This window comes from Robbsia andropogonis, assembly GCF_034047095.1.
GTDB classification, from domain to species: Bacteria; Pseudomonadota; Gammaproteobacteria; order Burkholderiales; family Burkholderiaceae; genus Robbsia; species Robbsia andropogonis.
In genome coordinates this window covers 1,067,240-1,091,617 of the sequence record NZ_CP139170.1, presented here as the reverse complement: position 1 = coordinate 1,091,617, position 24,378 = coordinate 1,067,240, and the positions used below count along the sequence as shown (strand labels likewise).

Sequence of the window (24,378 nt, the reverse complement as noted above, 5' to 3'; positions counted from 1 at the left end):
CGGCTTCCCCGCGCATCGCGAGACCAGCCAACCCACCCTGCGGGTCATGGCCCGCCCATCCGATGCCAATATTTACGGTGACGTGTTCGGCGGCTGGATCATGTCCCATGTGGACATCGCCGCTTCCCTGGTCGCGGCTCGCCGCGCAAACGGGCGTGTGGTGACGGTTGCGGTGAATTCCTTCGTTTTCAAGCAGCCGGTCTTCGTTGGTGATCTGCTCAGCTTTTACGCGGATGTCGTGCGCACGGGCAGAACGTCGATGACCATCGATGTCGAGGTATTCGCGCAACGGATGCATGCTCCGAACAACGTCGTGCGCGTGACGGAAGCCAGCCTGACGTTTGTCGCAACCGGTGACGACCGGCGGCCTCGCCCTATCCCGCCGCTCTAAACACTCACGCCAGGCCGAATTCCCGTAGCGCGGGCAAGAAATCATGGTTGGATTTTGGCTTGCGCGACAGCTTTTCCAACGCATAACGCTGGAATCGCGACAACGCGCCCCATTGTTGCAAGGTCAATTCCGGGACAGAAGCTAATCCGCACTGCGCCAATACGGCCTCGGGTACAGCCGTGACGTCGTCGCCCGGCATGGGCCGCATCGGTGGCGTGCGTTCGATCGGCTCGCGCAAGTGTCGCGCGGCCAGGGCCACGAGCGCGGTATCGAATGCCGCGGACGACGCGTCCGGCGCGGCACCCTCGTGCGCAAGCGCGGCGGCAACATCGGCGGGCGCATCGGCAAGCACCGGAAAAGTTGCCAGCGTCACCCGGTCGGCATGGGGAAACGCCTGCCACTGCGCGAGCGACAAACGCCAGCCGCAGCGGTCCAGGTGAAAGCGAACGCTCAGCGGGATATACGTAAAATCCTCGCACGATGGCTGTTCGAACGCGAATAGCTGCGGCGCGCCGGCGAGGTGATCCGAGTGACGGTGGCTGTTCATGTTCCCACGATAGCATGATCGTCCCACTCCACACTGTACCGTGGGGCCTGGGCGGTACAGTGATTGCTTGCTGGAGGCCACTATCCCGCTGGATTGGGAATGTTGCATGATAGCGTATGGTCGATGGCATGCCATCGACCAGCCCTTCCCGCACCCGAGACAGGCAGCATGATCAAATCAGATCCGAGCGAACGCGACCCATCCCCGAGCGCGGGCTGGCGCGCGCTGGACGTCGCGCGTCATCGCGGTGGCGCGAGCGTTGCCGCACGGGACGATATTGCCGAGGAATGGCCTGTCGCGCTGGTATACAACGGTATTTCCCATGCCGTCATGATGACCACGCCACGCGACCTGGAGGCGTTCGCGGCCGGTTTCTCACTGAGCGAAGGCATCATCACCGACGTCGCGGATATCCGCGACATTGACACCACGTTTTACGAAGACAGCGCCGAGATCCGCATCGACATCCTGCAGTCGGCCTTTGTCAAGTTGAAGGAAAAGCGGCGCGCGATGACCGGCCGGACCGGTTGCGGTATTTGTGGCGTTGAAAGCCTCGACCTGCTGGACCTTGATCCGGAGCCGATAGACGCATGCCGACCACGTCATCATGGCCACGCGGCCAATGCCGCGGCGCCCGCCGAGGCGGCCCCGATTGCAGACATGGTGACCGACGCCGCGATCCAATGTGCGGCGGCCGCATTACGTGCGCATCAGCATTTGATGCACCGCACGGGCGGGGTACACGCCGCCGCCTGGTGCAGTCCGGAAGGCACGCTGCTGGCGGTATTCGAGGACGTGGGCCGGCATAACGCCATGGATAAGCTGATCGGGCGACTGGCGCTCGATCGCGTCGATTTCGGGTCGGGGTTCGTGTTTCTATCGAGCCGGGGGAGCTACGAATTGGTCCGTAAGGCGGCGCGAATGCGGATCCCGATGCTGGCGACCATTTCCGCGCCCACCACGTTGGCGGTACGGATCGCCCGCCAGGCCGGCGTGCGGCTGGCGAGCTTCTGCCGTGATGACGGCTTCGTGGACTATACCACCGTGGCCGGCGTCACTCTGGCGCGGGACTGAGCGGCCTTCTGGTCAGGCACGTCTGGCTTTCCCGCCGCTCGCGGCGAGGATGCGTTCCTGCGCCGCAGGTGTCTGGAGCAGCCGGGCAAACACATCGGCTTCGATCGTGATCTGCCGCGCGGTTGAGGCAACGCCGGCGGGAGCGTCCGATTCACGGGGCTTCATTAGCGCCTTCGTTGCCTGCACCGCCTCCCGGGGCAGCATCGCGAGCTTACGCGCCAATGCCAGCACATGGCTTTCCACGGTATCGGCGGGCAGCACTTCGCTCACTACCCCATATGCCAGCGCCTGAGCCGAATCGAAGGGTTCGCCCAGCAACAGCAACCGGGCGGCGCGTTGATACCCGACCAGTCGCGGCAGCAACAGGCTGGCGCCCGCTTCAGGACATAGGCCAAGCGCCGTGAAAGGCAGCGCAAATCGCGCATCATCGCCAGCACATACAATGTCGCAATGTAGGAGCATCGTCGTGCCGATACCCACCGCCGGGCCGCGTACGGCCGCCAGCAACGGCTTGCGCATCCGGTTCAACGTATCCAGAAAAGCAAGCACCGGCTGCAAGCCGACCGTGATGTCCGATGCATCCGCGGCGGTGACGGCGTGATGGGCATCAGGCCCATTCGATGGACCCCGGGCAGCGAAGTCCGACAGGTCGTTGCCCGCGGTGAACGCCGCGGTGCCGTCATGCTCGGAACCGGCCACGACAACGACCTTGACCGTCTCGTCGGCTTCTGCCTCGCGCAGCGCCGTGGCCATCGCGCGATACATCGCCAAATTGATCGCGTTGCGCTTCGCCGGGCGATGCCAGCGCAAAACGCGCACCGCACCCGCCGACGCCGCGTCGGACTCGACGCGGATACCTTCCTCCCCGGTAGTCATCAAACCCGCTCCAGGATGCCGGCGGCGCCCATGCCGGTTCCCACGCACATGGTGATCATCCCGTAGCGTTGCTTCGTCCGCTGCAAGCCGTGAACGAGGGTTGCCGCGCGCACGGCACCGGTCGCCCCGAGTGGATGCCCCAGCGCGATGGCGCCGCCGAGTGGATTGACGCGCGTCGGGTCCAGGTCGAGGTCCCGTATCACGGCCAGCGCTTGCGCGGCAAACGCCTCGTTCAGCTCGATCCAGTCCATATCGGACTGCGCCAGCCCCGTGGCGCGCAATACCGCGGGAATCGCTTCCTTCGGTCCGATACCCATCACGTCCGGCGCCACCCCGCGCACGGAGAAGCCGACGAAGCGTGCCAGCGGCGTCAGGTTGAACAGCTTCAACGCGCGCTCGGATACCAACACCAGCGCGGCCGCGCCGTCGGACATCTGCGAACTGTTGCCGGCGGTCACCGAGCCCTTTGCCGCGAACACCGTCTTCAACTTCGCCAGCCCTTCCAGCGACGTATCGGCGCGCGGCCCCTCGTCAGCGCGCAGCACGCGGGTATCCAGCCGCACCGTGGCACCCTCGAATTCCGGGGACCGGGTCACCACATCGATCGGCGCGATCTCGCGCTCGAACGCGCCTGCTGCCTGCGCGGCCAATGCACGGCGATGCGACTCCACCGCGAACGCATCCTGATCCGCGCGACTGACGTTCCAGCGCTCGGCCACCCGTTCGGCCGTCAAGCCCATGCCGTAGGCAATCGCGACATCCTCATCGCGCACATAGACCTGCGGGTTGATCGATGGCGTGTTGCCCGTCATGGGCACCATGCTCATCGACTCGACACCACCGGCGATCATCACATCGGCTTCCCCCACGCGAATCCGATCGGCCGCCATTGCCAGCGCGCTCAAGCCCGAGGCGCAGAAACGGTTGACCGTAATGCCGCCCACCCGTTGCGGGAGGCCCGCCAGCAACACACTCGATCGGGCCACGTTCAAGCCCTGTTCGCCTTCCGGCATCGCGCAGCCAACGACCGCGTCCTCGATCGCTTGCGGGTCCAGCGATGGCACCTGTGCGATAGCGCTGCGTAATGCATGCACCAGCAGGTCGTCAGGCCGGGTGAAGCGCAGTGCGCCGCGTGGTGCCTTGCCGATGGGGGTGCGGACTGCCGCGACGATATAGGCATCCTGCAGCTGGCGCGCGCCGCCCGATCGTTGTTGATTGAAGGTTGTCATTCGTCTCGCTCCACCTTGTTAGTTTCGCGGCGGCTTGCCGCCCTGCAGCAAACCGGCAATCCGTGCCTGCGTCTTTGCCGTGCCCAGCAGGTCGACGAACGCACGGCGCTCCAGATCGAGCAGCCATTGTTCGCTGACCAGCGTGCCGGGTTCGACGTCGCCACCGCACACGATGTCGGCGATACGGGTGGCGATCTCTGCGTCATGCGCGGAGATGAAACCGCCGTCACGCATATTCACCAATTGCGAACGAATCGTCGCCGCGGCGGAACGTCCCGCCACCGGCACCAATACATTCGGCAACGGCGGACGATACCCGGACAACGACAACGCCCGCGCCTCGCGAATGCCGGCACCCAGCAAGTCGTGGACATTGAAGACGATCGGGTCCGACGGCTGCAGATAGCCCATGTGCAATGCTTCGTGCGCCGATGCGGATACCTGCGCCGTAGCCGCATACTTGAATCGCGGCGTCAGGAAATCGAGATAGCGCTTGCTATCGAACTGACCCGCCACGCGCGCCGCCGCAATGGCCGCTTCCTTCAAACCACCGCCCGCCGGCACGACGCCCACGCCAATCTCGACAAGACCCAGATACGTCTCCACGTGCGCCACACGTCGCGCCGCATGCAGCGTCAACTCACAGCCACCGCCAAGCGCGATACCCGACAAGGCAACGACAACCGGCACCTGCGCGTACTTCACGCATTGCATTGTCTGCTGGAATTCCGCGATAAACGGCTCCACCCCGGCGGCGCCTCCGATCATGAACTTCGGCATCGCCGACGCGAGATCCGCGCCCGCCGAGAACGGCCCGCCCGGCGTGCCGAGCGTCAGCGACGTCGGCTGCCAGATCACGAGGCCGCGATAGCTTTCCTCGGCGAGCGTAACGCCGTGGCGGATGGCATGCAGGACGTCCGGGCCGATCGTATTCATCTTCGAGCGGAACGAGAGGATCAGCACGTCCGGATTCGAAGACCCGTCCGCAGCCGGCACATCGTCGACCCATAGCCGTGCGCCGGCGTTCTCGAACACCGTGGTGCCACGCTTGGCCGGATCGGCATTGGCATCGCGCTGCGTGCCAAAAACCCGTGCCGGGAAGATTTGCCGGGCATAGATCGGCAGCGTGCTACGTGGGACAAACCGCTTCCGCGCAGGCGACCAAGACCCGTCCGGCGAATGCACGCCGCCATGGGTCTCCACGGGGCCGTCGAGCACCCATGCCGGCAACGGCGCCGACGACAACGACTTGCCGGCGGCGATATCGTCACGCACCCACTGCGCGACCTGGCGCCAGCCTGCCGCCTGCCACAACTCGAACGGACCTTCGTTCCAGCCAAAGCCCCAGCGAATCGCGAAATCGACATCGCGGGCGTTGTCCGCGATCGTCTCCAGATGCACGGCGACGTAATGGAACACGTCACTGAAAATCGACCACAGAAATTGCGCTTGCGGGTCATTGCGCGCGGCGGCATCGCGCAAAGCGGCGAAGCGCTCGGCCGGCGCCAACTTCAGGATCTGCTTGATCTCATCGCTGGCCTTGGCGCCGGAAGGCTTGTACGCGGCGTCACCCGAGGCGCCAGCTGCCGCTTTTTCCGCGTCCAGCACCAAAATGTCCTTGCCCACCTTCTTATAGAAACCCGCCCCCGTTTTCTGACCAAGCGCACCATGCTCGACCAATGCGCGCAGGACCGAGGGTGTGGCATAGTGAGCAGCGAACGGATCATCGCGCAAGCCGTCCTGCATCGTCTTGATCACATGTCCCATCGTGTCCAATCCAACGACATCGGCAGTACGGAACGTGGCGGACTTCGCACGTCCCAGACGACTGCCGGTCAGGTCGTCCACCAGATCAAAGGACAGTTTGTACTGCGCGGCGCGCGCGATCACCGCGAGAATCGAGAAGACGCCCACCCGGTTGGCGATGAAATTCGGCGTGTCCTTTGCATGGACCACGCCCTTGCCCACCACGCCGGTCAGGAACGTCTCCAACGCCTCCAGGATGTCTGGACGCGTTGAGGGCGTGGCAATCAACTCGACCAGATGCATATACCGCGGCGGGTTGAAGAAATGCACGCCGCAGAACCGCTCCGCCAACGAGGCGGCCGCGCCTTCAAGACCTTGTGCCAACGAGGCGATCGACAAGCCGGACGTGTTCGACGCGAAAATCGTCTGCGCGCCCAACGCCGGCGCTACCTTGCGATACAGGTCGTGCTTCCAGTCCAGGCGCTCGGCAATCGCCTCGATCACCAGATCGCACTCGCCCAGCAAACCGAGATCGTCGTCGTAGTTCGCCGCCTGCAAATAGCCCGCGTCCGCCGGATTGCCCAATGGCGCCGGCTTCAGTTTCTTCAACCGCTCGATGGCCTGCAGCGCAATCGCGCTACGCGGCGCGGCGCCGCCCTTTCCGGCGGCCTCCGAGTCGGACTTCGTCGCCAGATCGAACAGCACCACGGGAATGCGCGCGTTGACCAGATGCGCGGCGATCTGCGCGCCCATGACACCGGCACCCAATACCGCGACCTTGCGCACACGCCATTGCGCGGCGACGAACGGCGTCGTCGCCGGCGCGTCGGCGAGCGCACGCGAAGGGCCACCCGCTCCCGTCGCGGAAGTCGGTGTGGCGATCGCGGCGGCGGATGCGCCTTTCGTCTCGGCCGACGGCGCAAACAATGCGCTGACGCGATCGAACGCCTTCGTCACGGTACCGTCCGCGCCGAACGCCGCGGTGCCTTCGGTCATGATCGGCTCCGCACCGGTGCGCGCCAATGCCACCTGCGTCAGGGCTTCCGGCAGCAGCTTCGCGAAATAGAACCGGGCAGTTGCAAGCTTGGATTGGTAGAACGCCGCGCCGCCTTCATCGGTCAACGCATCATGCTTGCCTTGCAGCGCGTCGAATGCCGTACGCGCCATCCGCGCCCAAAAATAGGCGAACACAAGATGCCCGACCACCCGCAGGTATGGCACGGCGGCTGCCCCCACTTCGTCGGCATTCTGCATCGCCGCCATGCCCACCTCGGCGGTCAACTTCTTGACCTCCTCGCCCAGCAAGGCCAGCGGCCTGATGAACTCCGCCATCTCCGACGACGCCTGCTCCGCCTCGACGAAACCAATGATAAGTTGACCGAACTGGCTCAGCTTCATCCCCATGTCACCCAGGATCTTGCGGCCCAGCAGATCAAGCGCCTGCACCGCATTCGTTCCCTCGTAGATCATGTTGATTCGGGCATCGCGGACGTACTGCTCGATGCCCGTCTCGCGGATATAGCCGTGACCGCCAAACACCTGTACCGCATGATTCGTGCATTCGAACGCGTTATCCGTCAGGAAGGCCTTGGCGATTGGCGTCAGCAACGCCACGTGATCTTCGGCCGTCTTGCGTACCGCCGCGTCCGGGTGACCGTGCATCACGTCGATCTGCAATGCCAGCCAACTGGTGAACGCGCGGGCGCCTTCCGCGTACGCCCTTTGCGTCAACAGCAACCGGCGTACGTCCGGATGTTCGATGATCGGATCGGCAGGCTTGTCCGGCGCCTTGATGCCCGTGAGCGAGCGCATTTGCAAGCGCTCCCTGGCATAGGCCAGCGACTGTTGATAGGCGGCTTCAGTAAGCCCGAGTCCCTGCATGCCCACGCCCAGCCGCGCCGTATTCATCATCACGAACATCGCCTGCAAGCCCCGATTTGGCTCGCCGACCAGCCAGCCACGTGCACCGTCCAGCAGAATCTGACAGGTCGCGTTGCCATGAATGCCCATCTTGTGTTCGATCGCGGTGCAACGGACCGGGTTGCGTGCGCCCAGCTTGCCGGATGGATCGGACAGGAACTTCGGCACGACAAATAACGAGATGCCCTTCGTGCCGGCCGGCGCATCAGGCAGCCGTGCCAATACCAGATGGACAATGTTGTCGGCGAGATCGTGCTCGCCGCTGGAGATGAAGATTTTTTCGCCGCTGATCAAAAAACCGTCGCCATCCGGTGCCGGTTGCGCCTTGGTCCGGAGAATGCCGAGATCGGTGCCGCACTGCGGTTCGGTCAGGCACATCGTGCCGGTCCATTCACCCGAGGTCAGCTTAGGCAAGTACTGTGTCTTCTGCGCGGCGGTACCATGCGCACGCAGCGCCTCATAGGCCCCGTGCGATAAACCGGGATACATCGTCCAGGCCTGGTTCGCGCCGTTCAACAGCTCATAGAGCGTATTGTTAAGGCTGACCGGCAGGCCCTGGCCGCCATATTCCTCGTCGCAGGCCAGCGCCGGCCAACCACCCTCGACATATTGCTTGTAGGCTGCCTTGAAGCCCGACGGCGTGGTGACGGTACCTTTGTCGAAAACGCACCCTTCAAGGTCGCCGGACGCGTTCAACGGAAACAGCACGTCCTCGCAGAACTTGGCCGCTTCCTCAAGCAATTGATTGATCGTGTCCGCGTCTATTTGCGCGTGCGACGGCAAGGCCTGCCGTGCCGGCTCACCGGCCAGCAGTTCATGCAATACAAACCGGATATCTCGCAACGGCGCGCGATACTCTGCCATGAGTGTCTCTCCTCCGACGCGCCGCCAATACCGCCTTTGCCGTCCGTGCCGTCTTGTCCGCGTCCGCGCGGTCGCGCGGGGCGGCAAAGCGGTGACGGGAGCCAGGGATACGCCGGCGCGCTATGCCTGATATGAAACGATCAACTTCTCGAGCGCGGCCCGCGCAAGCGGAATCGCGTTCGGAAGTCGCAGGAACCGGGCGTCGTGATGCACGCCTAGCGTCAAGCTATACAACTCGAACAACATCATCTGCGGATCGACATCCCGCCGCAAATGCCCCTCTTCCTGAGCCTGCAAAATCGCGGTCTCCAATGCTTTTCGCCAGCTGATCACACTGTGCTCCAGATGCTGGCGCACAGGACTGTCCGCTGCGCGATCGTCATACTCGACAGGTCCACTGATCAGGATACAACCGGTGGCGATCTCTTCCTTGATCCGCTTGTCGACCCAGGAAAACACCATGGCCCGCAGCCGTGGCAACCCACGCGGCGCCGCCAGGCTCGGGAAAAACACGTCCTGCTCGAAACGGCGGTGATATTCCTCCACCACCGCCACCTGCAAGTCTTCTCGCGAGCCGAAATGCGCGAAAACGCCGCTTTTGCTCATACTCATCCGCTCAGCCAGCGAGCCGATGGTCAAGCCTTCCAGTCCTTCACGGCTGGCCATTTGGAGCGCGGCGTCGAGAATTTTCGACCGCGTCTGCTCACCTTTGCGCATGCTCTTCTCTTCCGATTCTAAAAATCGAACGGCCGTACTATTATTGGCGCCGGCCATTCCGCAAAACAAGCAATTTATTAGAAATGACTTTCTAATGCAGACTTCGGGACCGTCCTGGATACCAAACGGAGCGAAGGCTGGCGACCGGGATCATCGTTTGTCCTGTTACGTCGGCGCGTCACGCCATTGCAGTACGGGACGCGCCTCCCACATGCCGGAAACCCTAGCGGGGTCGCGGCGCTCATTCGAACCGGCCCGCGGTCAGTAAGCGCATCATGAAACGGTACGCCAGGTAAGCGGTCCCATTCAACAGGCGCGTCATCCACCCTCGTGCGGCAAAACGCCCGGGATCGATCTGACGCGATGCGTCGAACGCCTTCTCGATTGCCTCGCGCAACGTGACGGCCAACGCATCGTGCATCAGGACGACATTCGCCTCGTGGTTCAGGAACAGACTCAGCGCGTCGAGATTGGAGGACCCTACCGTCGCCCAGACGTCGTCGACCACCGCCACCTTGCCGTGCAGCAACGCCTGATCGTACTCCGCCACGCGCACGCCGGCCTTGAGGAAACCGCCATATAAGGCAGGCACCGCCCAATCGAGCAATCTGAATTCCTTGCGACCGATCAACAATCGCACGTCCACGCCGCGCTGTGCCGCCTGGGTCAACGCGCGCCGCAAACGCCGCCCGGGCGTGAAGTACGGCGTAGCCAGCACCACCTGACGCCGCGCCTGCCGAATGGCTTGCAGGTAGGCGCGCTCGATGGCGCGCCGATTCAACAGATTGTCGCGGGCAACAAACGCGACCTGCGCCGCATGCGTCGAGGCGGTGGGCCGCCCCCCTTCGCCATGTGCCAAGTGGGCATCGGTATGCGTGGCGGACGTATCGTCGACACGCGCACCGTGATTAACCATCCTCTGCGCGCTGTCCTCGGCGGTCCCCTCCGCCGCGCCCGGTAGAGGCGACGAAACCTGTGCGGAAGCCGATAACAAGGCCCGCTCGCGCCGTAGCTCGCGCCGCAAATGACGTCGGTCACGTTGCGAGGCCATGGCGGCGCGGAGTCGCTGCCACAGCGAACCCTGTTGCCGCGCCGGATCGACGCGATGCCATTGCACGTCGAACGCCACCGTCACGTCACGGACAACCGGTCCACGCAATGCGACCGCAAAATCCCACCGTGGTGCGTCGAGCCTCATCCCCTCGTTCATCCAATCATCGACGATATTGATCCCGCCGACAAACGCCACGCGTTGATCCACCACGCACAACTTGCGATGATCACGGGCCACGCCCATCGCCCCGAACCAATGCGGATTGAAAATCCGATGCCGTATCCCTTGGGCAGGCCACGCGGCGATCAACGGTAACGCGGCGGTGCCGACGCCATCGGTAATCACCTGCACCATCACGCCCCGCCGTGCCGCACGCTCAAGCGCGGCGGAGATGGCGCGGCCAGCGTCATCATGACAATAAATATACGTTTCAAGGCGTACCGTCTCATGCGCGTCATCGATCGCCTGAATCATCGCGGGAAACAGCATCGTGCCGCCCGATAACAGCGTCGCGCCCGGGCAATCGAGGAAGGTGAGGCGCGTGGCACGCCAGCTTCGCCATGTCCCGTGCAGCCGACGCGTACGAGACACCGACGCACCGGGACGCGCGCGCGATGACTCAGCGCGCGGCGAGATGATCGGGGAGCGCGAGGATCGCGGTGGCATTGGAGGGGGAGGTGCAGCGCGCTGCCGCATCGGATAGAGGCAACCACGCGTAGTGGGTGTGCTCACGCGGCGCGAGAGTGATCGGGATGTCGCGCGGGACCTCGACGCTGAACCAGTGCTCTGTATTGGTCGTCACACCAGCCGCATAGCGATGCCGCCAGACTGGATAGATGTCGTAGATAATGGTGCGCCCCCAGTCGTGCAGCGCGCTGCGTGCGACCCGGTCTCCACCGACGACGATGCCGGTCTCCTCCGCCAGCTCGCGGATGGCGGTGTCGGCCAATGGTTCATCCAGCCGGTCCTTGGAGCCGGTCACAGACTGCCAGAAACCGGGAAAGTCCGCGCGCTCGATCAAGAGCACCTGGATATCGGGGGGCGGGGTATGAATCACCACGAGCACCGACTCGGGAATCTTCGGGGGGCGGTCATGCATCGGCGACGCACCAGCCGGTCCCCGCGGCTCAGGCTGTCGTGATTGCGCATGCACCGGCGCCGACACCAACTGCTCCGTGGGTACCCCCGATGATGCAGACCGCTGTGTCATCGCCGCTCTCCAGACCCTGGCATCGTTGTCGCGCCGTGATGCGTGCCACCGGACTCAGGCCGGCTTCTGCTCCTGACGCAAGCGGATGTGCAGCTCGCGCAGTTGCTTCTCGTCGACTTCGCTCGGTGCCTGTGTCAACAAGTCCTGGGCGCGCTGCGTCTTCGGGAACGCAATCACGTCACGGATCGAGTCGGCACCGGCCATCATCGTGATGATCCGATCGAGCCCGAAGGCGATACCACCATGCGGCGGCGCGCCGTATTGCAGCGCGTCGAGCAGGAACCCGAACTTCAGCTGCGCCTCCTCGGCATTGATCTTCAATGCGCGGAACACCTTGCTTTGCACGTCTTCACGATAGATCCGCACCGAACCACCGCCAATCTCCCAACCGTTCAACACCATGTCGTACGCCTTTGCCAAGCAACGACCCGGGTCCGTTTCCAGATAATCAAGGTGCTCGTCTTTCGGACTAGTGAACGGGTGGTGGCAAGCCGTCCACCGGCCATTATCGTCGTCGTATTCGAACATCGGGAAGTCGATCACCCACAGCGGACGCCAACCCGCTTCGAACAATCCGTTCTTCTTGCCGAATTCGGAATGGCCGATCTTCAAGCGCAACGCACCGATTGCATCGTTGACGACCTTGGCCCGGTCCGCGCCGAAGAACAGGATGTCACCGTTCTGGGCGCCACTGCGCGCCAAGATGGCGGCAACCGCCGCGTCATGGAGATTCTTGACAATCGGGCTTTGCAAACCATCACGGCCAGCGGAGAGGTCGTTGACCTTGATCCATGCCAGACCCTTGGCGCCGTAGATCTTGACGAACTCGCCGTAGGCGTCGATATCGCCACGCGACAGCGCCGCGCCACCCGGCACGCGCAGGGCGACCACACGGCCATCCTTCGCATTCGCCGGGTTGCTGAAGACGTTGAAGCTGACGTCCGTCATCGCATCCGTCAGTTCCGTGAATTCCAGGTTCACGCGCAAATCTGGCTTGTCCGAACCAAAGCGCTGCATCGCTTCCGAGTACGCCATCACCGGGAACGTGTCCGCCAGGGAGACGTCGATCGTATTCTTGAACACGTTACGGATCATCGTCTCGAACAGGTCACGGATCTCCTGCTCGGTCAGGAACGACGTTTCGCAATCAATCTGCGTGAATTCGGGCTGGCGATCCGCTCGCAGGTCTTCATCGCGGAAGCACTTCGTGATTTGATAGTAGCGATCGAAGCCGGACACCATCAGCAACTGCTTGAACAACTGCGGCGACTGCGGCAAGGCGAAGAACTGACCGGCGTTGGTGCGCGAGGGCACCAGATAATCGCGGGCGCCTTCCGGCGTGCTCTTCGTCAACATCGGTGTCTCGATATCAATGAAGCCGAGGCGGTCCAGGTAATTACGCACTTCCATCGCCACGCGATAACGCAGGCGCAGGTTGTGCTGCATCTGCGGACGGCGCAGATCCAATACCCGATGCGTCAGACGCGTGGTCTCGGACAGGTTGTCATCGTCGAGCTGGAACGGCGGTGTCACGGACGCGTTCAATACGGTCAGTTCGTGACAAAGCACTTCGATCTTGCCGCTGGTCAATCCGGCATTTTCGGTGCCGGCGGGACGCGGGCGGACCAGACCCTTCACCTGAACACAGAATTCATTGCGGACGCCTTCGGCGACCTTGAACATGTCCGCGCGGTCGGGGTCGCACACCACCTGGACCAGCCCGTCACGGTCACGTAAATCGATGAAGATCACGCCCCCGTGATCCCGCCGGCGGCTGACCCAGCCGCACAGGGACACCGTTTGTCCCAGTAGATGCTCGGCCACGCGGCCGCAATATTCGGTTCTCATCGAAGTGGTCATATCGTTGACTCTGTCATTCATTCAGTAATGGCAATGCGCGCAAGGCTGCGGGTCTGCAGCGCGACGGATGGGCAGAACCCGCCCGTCGCCAGGCATCGCGTGATTCTTTCAAGCGGCGTGGTTGCTCTCGGCCGACTTGCCGTTCAGCACGCCGTCCGGCGGACCTGCCGATGCCTCGCCCGACGTGTCGACGCCCGGCTCGACGACCTGCGGTGGCTCCGGAACACGCCGCGGCGGACCGACCGGCGACACCACGCCCATCGACACGATGTATTTCAATGCCGCATCCACCGACATATCAAGTTCGATCACTTCCGCGCGCGGCACGATCAGGAAAAATCCTGACGTCGGATTCGGCGTCGTCGGCACATAGACGCTGACATGATCGCCGTTCAGCTGGTCGGCCACATCCCCGCCCGGCACGCCGGTCAGGAACGCGATCGTGTAAGACCCTTTACGCGGATATTCAATCAATAGCGCTTTGCGAAAGGCATTGCCGCTACTCGACAGCAAGGTGTCCGATACCTGCTTAATGCTCGTATACAGCGGCCCCACAATCGGAATGTGACGCAACAACCAATCCCACCACTTGACCAGCGTCTGGCCTATGAAATTCTGCGTCAGCAAACCGACGACGAAGATGAAAGCCAGCGTCAGCAACGCCCCGATGCCCGGTATGTGTACGCCAAGCCAGGCATCCGGCTGCCACGACTCGGGCAGTAACAGCAACGTCTGATCCATCGTACCGATGACCAGACCCAGCACCCATAGCGTGATCGCCAGCGGCACCAGGACCAGCAAACCGGTCAGGAAATAGGTTTTTAGCGTCTTCTTCGTTGTCATCGATTTTTCCGTCGGCGATTCCGTGGCGACCGCCCTGGAACGCAGGCCGCGGCAATACTCAGGCAGCGCTCGACGTCGGCGCGGCCGGGCTCGCACCGCTACCGCCGGCCGGCGCAGCCGGAGGTGCCTGCACTGCGGCGGCACTGCCGGACGTGTCCCCACTGCTGCCGCTCTTGGCGTCCCCACCGGTGGCGGCCGCACCCTCGGCCGCGCCATCGGACGCGGCCCCGGTTCCGGACGACTTATTGCCGTTGTCGCGGAAATCCGTCACGTACCAACCCGATCCTTTCAATTGGAACCCGGCCGCCGTTACTTGTTTCTGGAACGTGGCCTTGCCGCAGCTCGGGCAATCCGTCAATGGCGGATCCGACATCTTGCGCAGGACGTCTTTCTGGAAACCGCAGGATTCACAGCGATACGCATAGATCGGCATGATCCGATACCCTCTTGAATACGTGTTGCAATGTGCAAAGCGTTGAATTATAGCTGCAAACCGTCCCTTTACCGTGCAAAACCGTGGCTTGGGACTGACGTTCAGAGTATCCCGTAGGTGCTTGCGAGCCAAACCTTGGTCAGGACGACGCCGATGCCCACCGCGACGCCGAACAGGATGACCCCACGCAGCATGCGATTGGTACGCTGCTGCTCCTTGACCAGCGCCAGCATCAAGTCGTCTCCGCGCCGGCCTTGCGTCGCGCGCTGATGCTCGCTGAGCAATGCATGCACCAGACGGGGAACCTGTGGCAACGTCTTGCTCCACTGGGGCGCCTCAACCTTCAACCGGTCATACCAGCCGCGCCAGCCAATCTGGTTCAGCATCCAGTTCTCGAGGTAAGGCTTGGCCGTCTGCCAGAGATCCAATTCCGGATCAAGGTCGCGACCCAGGCCTTCCACGTTCAACAACGTCTTCTGCAGCAACACCAGTTGCGGCTGGATCTCGACCTGGAAACGACGCGACGTCTGGAACAGGCGCATCAACACCTGACCCAGGGAGATGTCCTTCAACGCCTTATCGAAGTACGGCTCGCACACCGCGCGGATCGCGCCTTCGAGTTCTTCCACGCGCGTCTTGGCCGGAACCCATCCCGACTCCAGATGCAGCATGGCGACACGATGGTAGTCACGCTTGAAAAACGCGAGCAGATTTTGCGCGAGATAATTCTTGTCGAAGTCCGACAGCGCGCCGACGATGCCGAAGTCCAGCGCGATATAGCGGCCGAACGTGTTCGGATCCAGGCTCACCTGGATATTGCCGGGATGCATGTCGGCATGGAAAAAACCGTCGCGGAAAACCTGGGTGAAAAAGATTTCGACGCCTTCGCGCGCCAACCGGGGGATGTCGACCTTGGCGGCCCGCAATCGGTCGGTCTGACTGATCGGCACGCCCACCATCCGCTCCATCACCAGCACGGTGGAGGTGCAGTAATCCCAGTACATTTCCGGCACGAGCAACAGGTCCGTGGCCGCGAAATTGCGGCGTAGTTGGCTGGCATTCGCCGCCTCCCGCATCAGGTCCAATTCATCGTGCAAATACTTGTTGAACTCCGCCACGACCTCACGCGGCCGCAAGCGCCGGCCATCCGCCCAGAAGCGTTCGAACATGGTGGCGACGTCGGCCATCAACGCCAGATCGCTTTCCAGCACCGGCAAAATGCCGGGACGAAGCACCTTGATGGCAACTGGCTTGCCGACGTGTTCGCCGGACTTCAACTTCGCGAAATGGACCTGTGCGACCGATGCACTGGCAACAGGCACCCGCTCGAACGCATCGAACAGATCCTCGACAGGCCGCCCCAATGCCCTTTCGATCAACGTAACGGCGACATCGGACGGGAATGGCGGCACCTGGTCCTGTAGCTTTGCCAGTTCGTTGGCGATGTCGGCGGGCAGCAGGTCACGGCGCGTCGACAACATCTGGCCGAACTTGACGAAGATCGGGCCGAGGCTTTCAAGCGCGAGGCGCAATCGGACGCCACGCGGGGAATCGAGCTTACGGCCAATGGTCATCAGACGGACCAGCAACCGTATCCGGTTGTGCTGGAAGCCGGACAGGACGACTTCGTCCAGACCAAATCGGATCAACGTGAAAATGATCTTCCATAACCGGAAAGTTCGCATCATCGCGGCGCTCCGGTGTGCTTGGTTGACGAGGGTGAGGGTGACATGCGTCCCGCCCCACCCGTGCGTTGCTGCTGAAGCCGCGCGATGCGCGCCTCCAGCGCCTGAATGCGTTGCGCCGTTGCGGCGACATCGGCGGCGAAGGCCTCGTTCACCCGGGTGCGAACCAGTTGCGGCCGTTCGTCGAGCAAGTATTCCGCGACCTGTCCAAGCGCGCCGTCGGCCAGTTGACGCAGTTGTGCGCCGACCTGCCGCACCCCTCGTATCATCCGGAACGCCGCTGCGTCACCGATCCATTGGGCCAAGTCTTCCTCCGGCTCCCACCGCAAATGCTCGGCCAATCGCCCAAGCGCCTGCGCGAACTCGGCATCGCCCTCGATGCGCACATGTTTCATCAACACCGACGGACCATACCGCAATAGTGCCGGCATGGCATCCGGCAAAACGGTGATCTCGACATCCGCGACATCACCTGCAGCAGCACCGCCGCTATTGCCCGAGGCAGCCGCGAGACCGGTGGCGCTGCCTGCCTGGGCCGCCGCGGCCGTCATGACGGCGCCAACGCCTCCCGGCATCGTGGGGACGAACGTCGCGGCGGCACGCCATGCACGGGCCACAGGTGCCGCATCACGCAATGTCGCGGGCAGCGCCAACAGACCATCCTGCGCGACAAGCACGTCGAAGCTGAAGGCCGAGACGTGCAGACGGGCACGACGACCCGCGTACGGAAGGAGTTGGGCCAGCGCCCACGACTCACGGCGCAACAAGTGATTGACCGCCGCTTGAAAAGACGGAACAGGAAAAGGAGCGACGCGCATCAGCACAAAGAGCACAAAAGGAAAAAGCCCGCCACACGGAATTCGTGCAGCGGGCTCCTATTGTAGGGCAGTTCGATCAATGCAGTTGCTGAATCCCCGCCAGCAACCAGCCAGACTGCTCCTTCTTACGCTTGATCAGATTCCATACCTCGGCAAACTCTTCCGCCGTTGCCCCTTCATTCTCACGAATCAAGCCGGTGAAGCGCACACTGGCCAGATAATCGGTCGCCGTGTCTTCCATACCCAAAAGTTCCGCATCAACGCGAACCACATCGGTGCGGTTCTTTGACTCACCACGCGACTGAAGATCCAGACGCAACTCGGCGAACATCTCCGGTGTCGTGAAATCACGTAGATCGTCAAGATCCGACGCATCCCACGCCGCTTGCATCCGCACGAAGTAGACTTTTGCGTTGTGCAGGAATGTCGTTTGGTCGAAATCACCGGGCACGCCCCACTGCTGGTGGGGCACATCCGCCGCCGGCTGAGCTTGCGCGGCATGCGTGGCCGCGCCGAATGCACCGCCCGCAAGACCGGCTGCCGACCCTGGTGCATCGCTCCAACGGCCAGACGAACCGGACTGTGCCGTCTGCGCGGAGGTAACACCATCGAAACGACTACCCGCATCCCGATCTGATCCGCCCAAGCCCGACGAGGGGCCCGTACCCGCCGCCGCGTAGGCCGGCGTCGGTGCTGCCGGCTGACGACGCGACATGAATTTACGAATCAGCCAGATGGCAACGAAGGCGATCAACGCGATCACGATCATGTTCGCCATCGCGCCGGCAAGGGCACCGCCCAGGCCAAAGTGCGACAAGAGCGCGGCGATACCGAGGCCGGCGGCGAGACCCGCGAGCGGACCCATCCAGCGATTACGCGCCGGTTGCGCGGCCGCGGGTGCAGGCGTATTAGGCTTGGCGGCCGCTGACGGCGCCGGTGTCGCAGGACGCGTTGGGGCTTGCTGCGACACCATCGGCGACTGACGACCCATGCTGCGGCTGCTTCCCATCCGGCGCGCATCGGCATGCTCAGTCATCGCGGCAAATGCGACTACCGCGACAATTGACAGCGCCCCCACCTTCACCGCCGGCACCTTCACGCGGCGCAGCGAACGTACTATTGAACGGCCGAACGACCGGACCGCTTCCATTCCTGCTGTAGACATACGTCCCTCACGATTGACATGCTGAATTGACCGCCTGACGTCGCACGCACGAAGCAAAGTCGACGATAGCGCGGTGTTGCGCCATTATCATGCGCAACCTTTCAATTAGCATACAACCGAAAGGTGCCGAAGTAAATCAGAATTTCGTACCTTGATGCAGCGCCACGATCCCGCCGGTCAGGTTGAAATACTGGACCGATTCCAGGCCCGCGCCATGCATCAGGTCCTTTAGCGACTCCTGATCCGGGTGCATCCGGATCGACTCGGCAAGATAACGATAGCTTTCGGCATCACCGGCGATTCGTTCACCCAGCCAGGGTAACAGCTTGAACGAGTACATGTCGTACGCTTTCGTCAGCGGGCCCCAGACCTTCGAGAATTCCAGCACCATGACCTTGCCGCCCGGCTTGATCACGCGGCGCATCTCGGCCAGTGCGGCATCCTTGTGCGTCATGTTGCGCAGGCCGAACGCCACGGTGACCACGTCGAAATAATTGTCGGGGAACGGCAGTTTCTCGGCGTCGCACAGCAACGTCGGCGTGACGATGCCGCGATCCAGCAGGCGGTCACGGCCGACACGCAACATCGAGCCGTTGATATCGGTCAGCCAGACTTCACCATGCGGGCCGGCCGCCTTCGCGAACGCGGCGGCCAAGTCGCCCGTGCCACCCGCGATGTCCAATACTTTCTGACCGGGGCGCACGTTCGCACGGCCGATCGTAAAAGCCTTCCAGACGCGATGCAACCCACCGGACATCAGGTCGTTCATCACGTCGTATTTCTGCGCGACCGAGTGGAAAACGCCCGCTACTTTCCGGGCCTTCTCATTCTCGTCCACCGTGCTGAATCCGAAATGGGTCTTGCTCATCGCGTCATGCCTCGCGTCCTCTTGCGTCTTTTTTGTCCGTCATCTCACGCCTCGACCGGTTGGCCGGGCACCGCGCCGTCACGGCTTGCGCCCGCGGCCTCGAGCCGGGTCAGGTAATCCTGCCATAGTGCGTCCTGCCTCGTTGCCAGCGTGTACAGATAATCCCACGAGTAAATGCCCGTGTCATGGCCGTCGGAAAAACCCAAACGGATCGCATAATGCCCAACACCGTCGATCCGCGTGACGCGTACGTCACGTTTGCCGGTTTGCAGTATTTCCTGGCCCATGCCATGCCCCCGGACTTCCGCGGACGGTGAATACACGCGCAAGAACTCGAACGGCAGTCGATATCGCGCGTCCGGATACTGCACCTCCAGTACCCCGGATGCCGTATGGAGCACCAGTCCGGTGGGAATCGGCGTATCTTTTTCAAGTCCGGCCATCACTCAGGCTCCTGTTCCGTTTCCGCATCATCCAGCACGTGTGCCTGCCTGGCGTACCGGACGCCTTCCCGATGCTCAGGGGCGCGGCGCAAAGGCGTTGTCCAATGCATCACGCAAGGCGATGCCCACGGTGGCCGCGCGGGCCCGGCGTGCTGTCAGTACATCCGGCGCAACCTCTCTCTGGCGCGCCGACCACACGGACTGCGGGAAATGCGCATCGTCACGAAATCGTGGAATCACGTGCCAATGCTGGTGCGCGACCATATTACCGAGGCTCGCCACATTAACCTTGTCGCAGGCCAGATGCGCCCGCAAGACACGCTCGACGACAACGATCGCATCGAACAACTGGCCACGCGACGGCGCATCGAGGTCGCTCAATTCCGCGACGTGGTCCTCCCAGATCACACGGCAGAACCCCGGATAGTCCGGCTCGTCGGGGAGGACGACGCGCAGCGCGGCATTGCGCCAAACCACCACTCCGCCATCGCTCTCGCATAACGGACAGTCCGCTGCGCGCGTCATACCAGCACCCGCTCGATGCCGCCGGCGTTTGCCTTGTCGACGTATTCGACCATCCAATTCTCACCCAGTACCGCGCGGGCCATCTCGACGACGATATAGTCGGCGCTGACGTCCACGTCTTCACCATAGCGCGACAGGCCCTGCAGACACGAAGGGCAACTGGTCAAGATCTTGACGTTGCCGTCGAACGCCGCCGGCTCGGCCGATGTCCGCGTGACCGACAGCGCCGGATCCGCCGATGCGTCGCCTTGGACAGGTGCGGCGGCGATCGGCACCGGGATCTGGCGCACCCGCGCCTCGCCCTTGCGCATTTCCTCGGCCTTGCGGAAACGCACCTGTGTCGATACGTCCGGGCGCGTGACGGCCAGCGTGCCAGACTCGCCGCAACACCGGTCGTTCTTTTCGATCTTGTAACCGTCGCGCTCGCTGCCCATCAGCTGATTGACCAGCTTTACCGGGTCCATCGTCTTGATCGGCGTATGACAGGGGTCGTGATACATGTAGCGCGTGCCCTTCACGCCGTCGAGCCTGATCCCTTTCTCCAACAGGAATTCATGTATGTCGATGATCCGGCACCCGGGGAAAATCTTGTCGAATTCGTACGTGGCCAACTGGTCATAGCAGGTGCCGCACGACACGACCACCGTCTTGATGTCGAGATAATTCAGCGTATTCGCCACGCGATGGAACATGACGCGGTTGTCCGTCATCATCTTCTCGGCCTTGTCGAACTGTCCCGCGCCGCGTTGCGGATAACCGCAACACAGATAGCCCGGCGGCAGCACCGTCTGCACCCCGGCGTGCCAGAGCATCGCCTGCGTCGCCAGGCCGACCTGCGAGAACAAGCGCTCGGAACCGCAACCCGGGAAGTAGAACACCGCCTCCGTATCCGCGCTTGTTCCCTTCGGATCGCGGATGATCGGGACGATCTTGTTATCCTCGATGTCGAGCAAGGCCCGCGCGGTCTTCTTCGGCAGATTGCCCGGCATCTTGCGGTTGACGAAATGCACGACCTGCTCGGTCAACGGTGGCTTGCCAACCGTAGCCGGCGGATGCGCGGCCTGCTTGCGCGCCAGTCGCTTGAACAGGTCATTGCCGGCGCGTTGCGCTTTGTAGCCCCAGTTCATCATGACCTGGCGCGTGGCGTTGATCGTGTTCGGATTCGTCGCGTTCAAGAAGAACATCGCCGCGCTGGAGCCCGGGTTGAACTTCTTCTTGCCCATCTTGCGCAACAAGTTGCGCATATTCATCGTGACATCGCCGAAGTCGATCTTGACCGGACACGGCGTCACGCACTTGTGACAGACAGTGCAGTGGTCGGCTACATCATTGAACTCGTCCCAATGCTTGATCGAGACGCCGCGTCGCGTCTGCTCCTCGTACAGGAATGCCTCCACCAGCAACGACGTGGCGAGGATCTTGTTGCGCGGGCTATACAGCAGGTTCGCGCGCGGCACGTGCGTTGCGCACACCGGCTTGCACTTGCCGCAGCGCAGGCAATCCTTGACGCTGTCGGCAATCGCGCCGATGTCGGACTGCTGCATGATCAAAGACTCGTACCCCATCAGGCCGAAGCTGGGCGTATAGGCGTTACGCAGATCCGCCCCCTCCATCAACTTGCCCTTGTTGAAGCGTCCCTCGGGATCCACGCGACGCTTGTACGCGCGGAATTCCGCGATTTCCGCTTCGGTCAGGAACTCGAGCTTCGTCACGCCAATGCCATGCTCGCCGGAAATCACGCCGTCGAGGGAACGCGCCAGCGTCATGATCCGCGCCACAGCCGCGTGGGCGTCCTGCAGCATCGGGTAGTTGTCCGAGTTCACCGGAATGTTCGTGTGGACATTGCCGTCGCCCGCATGCATGTGCAGCGCGACGAATACCCGGCCCCGCAACACGCGCTTGTGGATCGCCTGCGCTTCATCGAGGATCGGTTTGAACTCACCGCCGTTGAAAATCTTGCGCAACTCGGCGCGAACTTCCTGCTTCCAGGAGATCCGCACCGTGCGATCCTGCGCGACGTCGAATAACGTGGCGTCGGGCTGCGTGGCGAGACGGTTCGTGAACGCGTCGTCCAGGTGCGCCAGACCGAGGCTGCGCAGTGCCGGCGCCGCCTCGGACAACGGTTGGTCCAGATGCGACTGAATATAGGTCCACCGCGCGCGGACCTGCGCGAGCAGGTCCAGCGCATGCGTCACGCGGTCTTCCAGCAGTTCGGCGCTGGGGATCTCGTTGGCGTCGTCGCTCTTGCCAAGCGGCAGGTCACCGCGCGCAAAGAACGCGTCGAGCGCCTCAACCAGTTGCAGCTTGTTCTTCAGCGACAGTTCGATATTGATTCGCTCGATACCGTCGGTGTATTCGCCCATACGGTTCAGCGGGATCACGACGTCTTCGTTGATCTTGAAGGCGTTCGTATGCTTCGCAATCGCGGCGGTGCGGGAACGGTCGAGCCAGAATCGCTTGCGCGCCTCGGCGCTGACCGCCACGAAACCCTCGCCGCTCTTGCCGTTGGCCATGCGCACCACCTCGGAGGTGGCATGGGCGACCTTGTCAGGATCGTCACCTACGATATCGCCGATCAACACCATCTTTGGAAACGCATTGCGCTTGGACTTCGTCGCATAGCCAACGGCGCGCAGATAACGCTCATCCAGATGCTCAAGGCCGGCCAGGATGGCGCCGCCTTCTTTCGCGGTCTGGAACAGGTAGTCCTTGATCTCGACGATCGACGGGATCGCGTCGCGCGGCTGGCCGAAGAATTCCAGGCAAACAGTCCGGGTATGCGCCGGCATCTTGTGCAGCACCCAGCGCGCACTGGTGATCAGGCCGTCGCAGCCTTCTTTCTGAATGCCGGGCAAGCCCGCCAGAAATTTGTCGGTAACGTCCTTGCCCAGTCCTTCCTTGCGGAAACGGCGCCCTTCGATATCGAGCGTCTCCTTGCGCAGCAGCTTCTCGCCGGGCGCATGGCGGCCATCGAACCAATGCAATTCGAACTTCGCCACGGCAATGTCATGGATCTTGCCCATGTTGTGCTCGAGGCGCGTGACTTCCAGCCAGTCGCCATTCGGATCGATCATCCGCCACCAGGCGAGGTTATCAAGTGCGGTGCCCCACAACACGGCCTTCTTGCCGCCGGCGTTCATCGCCACGTTACCGCCCACGCAGGATGCATCGAGCGATGTGGGGTCGACGGCGAACACGAAGCCGGCCTTCTCGGCCGCCTCGGTGACCCGGCGCGTGACCACGCCGGCGCCGGAGAAGATGGTGGCGACCGGTACGCCGAGCCCCGGCAACATCGTGCTCTCCACCTCTCCCAGTTGCTCCAGCTTCTCGGTATTGATCACCGCGGCAAACGGCGTCAACGGCAGTGCACCGCCGGTATAGCCCGTACCGCCGCCACGCGGGATCACCGTCAAGCCGAGCGCGAAACAGTCGCGAATCAAGGCGGCGATTTCCTCCTCGGTGTCCGGCGTCAGCACGACAAACGGATATTCGACACGCCAGTCCGTCGCATCGGTCACATGGGATACGCGTGACAGGCCGTCGAACTTGATATTGTCCTTCTGCGTGTGCTTGCCCAGCAGACGCGCGGCTTGCTTGCGCAGGTCGGCCATCTTGCCGAACTCGTCGGCAAAGGCGCTCACGGCACGACGCGCGGCCGCGATCAGTTGCTCGACACGCGCCGCGCGTTCACGGCCTTGCTCGTCGCCATGGTCACGCAGATCCGCGCGGCGGCGCTTGTCGATCTCGGCCAGCCGATGCTCCAATGCGTCGATCAGCAGCTGGCGACGACGGGGGTTGTCGAGCAAGTCGTCCTGAAGGTAGGGATTGCGCCGCACCACCCAGATGTCGCCCAGCACTTCGTACAGCATGCGTGCGGAACGGCCGGTGCGGCGTTCTTCGCGTAACGCGGACAGCGCTTGCCAAGCCTCGTCGCCCAACAGCCGGATCACGATTTCGCGATCCGAGAACGACGTGTAGTTGTAGGGAATTTCGCGCAAGCGCAATTCGCCATGCGCGTCGACGCCACTGCCAACGGCAACAGGCACGCCGTTCTGATCGAATATCTGGGGAGCGTTCATTGTCAACTGAGGTCGTGTCCGGCATGCCGCC

General features: G+C 62.9%; 19 protein-coding genes and 1 pseudogene. 2 read left to right on the top strand and 18 right to left on the bottom strand.

The window, feature by feature from the left end; translation table 11 throughout:
- The first annotated feature begins 46 nt into the window (after positions 1-46).
- Positions 47-391 (top strand): acyl-CoA thioesterase, encoded by a 345-nt coding sequence (locus SJQ66_RS18325; protein WP_046151976.1) that lies wholly within the window; start codon positions 47-49, stop codon positions 389-391.
- 4 nt (positions 392-395) lie between these two features.
- Here SJQ66_RS18325 and SJQ66_RS18320 read toward each other — a convergent pair whose 3' ends face one another.
- Entirely contained in the window at positions 396-938 is a 543-nt protein-coding gene (locus SJQ66_RS18320) for a nitrate reductase associated protein (protein WP_024902610.1), read from the bottom strand.
- Positions 939-1,106: 168 nt separating this feature from the next.
- Between SJQ66_RS18320 and SJQ66_RS18315 the strand changes: the two genes are divergently transcribed.
- Positions 1,107-2,012 (top strand): formate dehydrogenase accessory sulfurtransferase FdhD, encoded by a 906-nt coding sequence (locus tag SJQ66_RS18315; protein WP_024902609.1) that lies wholly within the window; start codon positions 1,107-1,109, stop codon positions 2,010-2,012.
- 12 nt (positions 2,013-2,024) lie between these two features.
- On the opposite strand, the gene SJQ66_RS18310 is transcribed toward SJQ66_RS18315, so the two are convergent.
- From SJQ66_RS18310 to SJQ66_RS18230, 17 genes and pseudogenes are all read right to left on the bottom strand, one after another.
- Positions 2,025-2,888: an enoyl-CoA hydratase-related protein gene (locus tag SJQ66_RS18310; RefSeq protein ID WP_024902608.1), complete on the bottom strand. Its 864-nt coding sequence runs from the start codon at positions 2,886-2,888 to the stop codon at positions 2,025-2,027.
- Positions 2,888-4,117 carry an acetyl-CoA C-acyltransferase gene (locus SJQ66_RS18305; protein WP_024902607.1) on the bottom strand — a complete coding sequence of 410 codons (1,230 nt, stop codon included), beginning with the start codon at positions 4,115-4,117 and terminating at the stop codon, positions 2,888-2,890. The genes SJQ66_RS18310 and SJQ66_RS18305 overlap by 1 nt, the downstream gene beginning before the upstream one ends.
- A gap of 18 nt (positions 4,118-4,135) precedes the next feature.
- Positions 4,136-6,616: a 3-hydroxyacyl-CoA dehydrogenase/enoyl-CoA hydratase family protein gene (locus SJQ66_RS18300; RefSeq protein ID WP_046151977.1), complete on the bottom strand. Its 2,481-nt coding sequence runs from the start codon at positions 6,614-6,616 to the stop codon at positions 4,136-4,138.
- 300 nt (positions 6,617-6,916) lie between these two features.
- A pseudogene (locus SJQ66_RS18295) lies at positions 6,917-8,647 on the bottom strand (acyl-CoA dehydrogenase C-terminal domain-containing protein); the annotation flags it as partial.
- Positions 8,648-8,767: 120 nt separating this feature from the next.
- The gene (locus tag SJQ66_RS18290; protein ID WP_024902605.1) at positions 8,768-9,364 is read right to left on the bottom strand and encodes a TetR/AcrR family transcriptional regulator; all 597 of its coding nucleotides are present in this window, start codon (positions 9,362-9,364) and stop codon (positions 8,768-8,770) included.
- 241 nt (positions 9,365-9,605) lie between these two features.
- Positions 9,606-11,009 carry a phospholipase D-like domain-containing protein gene (locus SJQ66_RS18285; protein WP_407691547.1) on the bottom strand — a complete coding sequence of 468 codons (1,404 nt, stop codon included), beginning with the start codon at positions 11,007-11,009 and terminating at the stop codon, positions 9,606-9,608.
- A gap of 28 nt (positions 11,010-11,037) precedes the next feature.
- Positions 11,038-11,517, bottom strand: a complete 480-nt coding sequence (gene nudB / locus SJQ66_RS18280) for a dihydroneopterin triphosphate diphosphatase (protein ID WP_024902603.1) — start codon at positions 11,515-11,517, stop codon at positions 11,038-11,040.
- A 165-nt stretch (positions 11,518-11,682) separates the two neighbouring features.
- Positions 11,683-13,488 (bottom strand): aspartate--tRNA ligase, encoded by a 1,806-nt coding sequence (gene aspS, locus SJQ66_RS18275; protein WP_046151979.1) that lies wholly within the window; start codon positions 13,486-13,488, stop codon positions 11,683-11,685.
- A 108-nt stretch (positions 13,489-13,596) separates the two neighbouring features.
- The gene (locus SJQ66_RS18270) at positions 13,597-14,331 is read right to left on the bottom strand and encodes a DUF502 domain-containing protein (protein ID WP_024902601.1); all 735 of its coding nucleotides are present in this window, start codon (positions 14,329-14,331) and stop codon (positions 13,597-13,599) included.
- A gap of 58 nt (positions 14,332-14,389) precedes the next feature.
- The gene (locus tag SJQ66_RS18265; protein ID WP_320535136.1) at positions 14,390-14,764 is read right to left on the bottom strand and encodes an FmdB family zinc ribbon protein; all 375 of its coding nucleotides are present in this window, start codon (positions 14,762-14,764) and stop codon (positions 14,390-14,392) included.
- A 101-nt stretch (positions 14,765-14,865) separates the two neighbouring features.
- Positions 14,866-16,449, bottom strand: a complete 1,584-nt coding sequence (gene ubiB / locus SJQ66_RS18260) for a ubiquinone biosynthesis regulatory protein kinase UbiB (protein ID WP_024902599.1) — start codon at positions 16,447-16,449, stop codon at positions 14,866-14,868.
- Positions 16,449-17,267, bottom strand: coding sequence for a ubiquinone biosynthesis accessory factor UbiJ (locus SJQ66_RS18255; protein ID WP_253463141.1), 819 nt, complete (start codon positions 17,265-17,267; stop codon positions 16,449-16,451). Before SJQ66_RS18255 ends, ubiB begins: the two co-directional genes overlap by 1 nt.
- A 76-nt stretch (positions 17,268-17,343) precedes the next feature.
- Positions 17,344-18,432, bottom strand: a complete 1,089-nt coding sequence (locus tag SJQ66_RS18250) for a Tim44 domain-containing protein (RefSeq protein WP_082102348.1) — start codon at positions 18,430-18,432, stop codon at positions 17,344-17,346.
- A gap of 136 nt (positions 18,433-18,568) precedes the next feature.
- Positions 18,569-19,300 carry a bifunctional demethylmenaquinone methyltransferase/2-methoxy-6-polyprenyl-1,4-benzoquinol methylase UbiE gene (gene ubiE, locus SJQ66_RS18245; RefSeq protein ID WP_024902596.1) on the bottom strand — a complete coding sequence of 244 codons (732 nt, stop codon included), beginning with the start codon at positions 19,298-19,300 and terminating at the stop codon, positions 18,569-18,571.
- A 44-nt stretch (positions 19,301-19,344) separates the two neighbouring features.
- Positions 19,345-19,743, bottom strand: coding sequence for a gamma-butyrobetaine hydroxylase family protein (locus tag SJQ66_RS18240; RefSeq protein WP_024902595.1), 399 nt, complete (start codon positions 19,741-19,743; stop codon positions 19,345-19,347).
- Positions 19,744-19,818: 75 nt separating this feature from the next.
- Positions 19,819-20,268 carry an HIT family protein gene (locus SJQ66_RS18235; RefSeq protein ID WP_024902594.1) on the bottom strand — a complete coding sequence of 150 codons (450 nt, stop codon included), beginning with the start codon at positions 20,266-20,268 and terminating at the stop codon, positions 19,819-19,821.
- Positions 20,265-24,347: a DUF3683 domain-containing protein gene (locus SJQ66_RS18230; RefSeq protein WP_320535135.1), complete on the bottom strand. Its 4,083-nt coding sequence runs from the start codon at positions 24,345-24,347 to the stop codon at positions 20,265-20,267. Before SJQ66_RS18230 ends, SJQ66_RS18235 begins: the two co-directional genes overlap by 4 nt.
- Positions 24,348-24,378 lie beyond the last annotated feature (31 nt).

Coding starts and splice junctions, on each gene's coding strand:
- ubiE (WP_024902596.1), bottom strand. CDS start 19,300: ATGAGCAAGACCCATTTCGGATTCAGCACGGTGGACGAGAATGAGAAG.
- SJQ66_RS18265 (WP_320535136.1), bottom strand. CDS start 14,764: ATGCCGATCTATGCGTATCGCTGTGAATCCTGCGGTTTCCAGAAAGAC.
- SJQ66_RS18270 (WP_024902601.1), bottom strand. CDS start 14,331: ATGACAACGAAGAAGACGCTAAAAACCTATTTCCTGACCGGTTTGCTG.
- SJQ66_RS18250 (WP_082102348.1), bottom strand. CDS start 18,432: ATGTCTACAGCAGGAATGGAAGCGGTCCGGTCGTTCGGCCGTTCAATA.
- SJQ66_RS18235 (WP_024902594.1), bottom strand. CDS start 20,268: ATGACGCGCGCAGCGGACTGTCCGTTATGCGAGAGCGATGGCGGAGTG.
- SJQ66_RS18300 (WP_046151977.1), bottom strand. CDS start 6,616: ATGGGCGCGCAGATCGCCGCGCATCTGGTCAACGCGCGCATTCCCGTG.
- SJQ66_RS18320 (WP_024902610.1), bottom strand. CDS start 938: ATGAACAGCCACCGTCACTCGGATCACCTCGCCGGCGCGCCGCAGCTA.
- SJQ66_RS18310 (WP_024902608.1), bottom strand. CDS start 2,888: ATGACTACCGGGGAGGAAGGTATCCGCGTCGAGTCCGACGCGGCGTCG.
- SJQ66_RS18255 (WP_253463141.1), bottom strand. CDS start 17,267: ATGCGCGTCGCTCCTTTTCCTGTTCCGTCTTTTCAAGCGGCGGTCAAT.
- ubiB (WP_024902599.1), bottom strand. CDS start 16,449: ATGCGAACTTTCCGGTTATGGAAGATCATTTTCACGTTGATCCGATTT.
- SJQ66_RS18230 (WP_320535135.1), bottom strand. CDS start 24,347: ATGAACGCTCCCCAGATATTCGATCAGAACGGCGTGCCTGTTGCCGTT.
- aspS (WP_046151979.1), bottom strand. CDS start 13,488: ATGACCACTTCGATGAGAACCGAATATTGCGGCCGCGTGGCCGAGCAT.
- SJQ66_RS18325 (WP_046151976.1), top strand. CDS start 47: ATGGCCCGCCCATCCGATGCCAATATTTACGGTGACGTGTTCGGCGGC.
- SJQ66_RS18315 (WP_024902609.1), top strand. CDS start 1,107: ATGATCAAATCAGATCCGAGCGAACGCGACCCATCCCCGAGCGCGGGC.
- SJQ66_RS18305 (WP_024902607.1), bottom strand. CDS start 4,117: ATGACAACCTTCAATCAACAACGATCGGGCGGCGCGCGCCAGCTGCAG.
- SJQ66_RS18240 (WP_024902595.1), bottom strand. CDS start 19,743: ATGGCCGGACTTGAAAAAGATACGCCGATTCCCACCGGACTGGTGCTC.
- nudB (WP_024902603.1), bottom strand. CDS start 11,517: ATGCATGACCGCCCCCCGAAGATTCCCGAGTCGGTGCTCGTGGTGATT.
- SJQ66_RS18290 (WP_024902605.1), bottom strand. CDS start 9,364: ATGCGCAAAGGTGAGCAGACGCGGTCGAAAATTCTCGACGCCGCGCTC.